The 976-nt window shown below is 34.3% G+C and carries 1 protein-coding gene; it reads right to left on the minus strand.

What is annotated here, in order from left to right; translation table 11 throughout:
* A partial coding sequence (locus tag DMC01_RS14135) for a hypothetical protein (protein WP_185908967.1) occupies positions 1-976 on the minus strand: 976 nt, incomplete at both ends.

The raw sequence follows: 976 nt of genomic DNA on the forward strand, positions 1-976 counted from the left end.
CCTTATGCATAGCCATTGGAGGAGGCACACTTGCTTTGAAGGGCTGTGGCTTTTCTTTGTTGGGGGATTTAAAGCTTAACTCCTCAAATCTTTTATCAAAAAAGCCCCCCTCATCGCTTAAAAGATAAGAACTTGCATTCATACTAAAAAAGCCTTGATGATTGTCAAGATTTAAGTAGATATTATCCTTAAAATTTGCCACTTCCTTTGATAAAAGATTAAAATATGGCTTCATTTTTTCCTCTACCTCATCATAATGCCTAGGCTTCATATAAGAAGCTGGGTTAAAAAGCATTTTAAGCCTATCTTGCAAAAGTCCTTGATGCACATAAAGGGTGTATTCGCTTAAACACCACACCACATAGGCATAAAAAAGCTCGTCAAAATTAAAAATAACTGTGTTTTTTTCATTTAAGCTTAGATAATCAAGCACTCTTAATGTGGCTTCGTTTTTTGGCAAAAAATCCTCGTTTTTAAACCAATTAAAATCTTCCTTGTTTAAGATCTTAAGCTCTAAAAGCTTTAAATAATCCTCATTGCTTGGAGCATAGGCTATTAAGCCTTGTTTTTTGTTAATGGTGTCTGCGAAGCCTTGAATTTGAGCTGTGTTTAAGGAGTGAAGCTTTGTGATATAAGCAAGGGCTTGTGCTTTGCTTAAAATAATATTAGCCTTTGTTTTTTGACAAAGGGTTTTTATGTTCTTTGCTTGATAGCTTTTAAAGCAAGGATGCTCGCTTTTTATGCTTGAAGTGTAGTTTTTATTTTCCTCATCAAGCCAAAGCTCATTTATTTTATTTAGCTCATCTTTTAAATTTAGCAAGGAAGTTGGGGTGAAGTTAAGCACAAAGAAGTTTTGCTTTTTTTCAAAGCTTAACTTGCCAAGATATAAGCCTAGCTTGTATAAGGTAGGATCAAAATGCTCGTTTTTAAGATAAAACCCATTAGGGCAGTAATCTTCAAGGAAATTTAGCCCTGT

The organism is Campylobacter troglodytis (assembly GCF_006864425.1).
In the GTDB taxonomy this organism is placed as follows: domain Bacteria; phylum Campylobacterota; class Campylobacteria; order Campylobacterales; family Campylobacteraceae; genus Campylobacter_D; species Campylobacter_D troglodytis.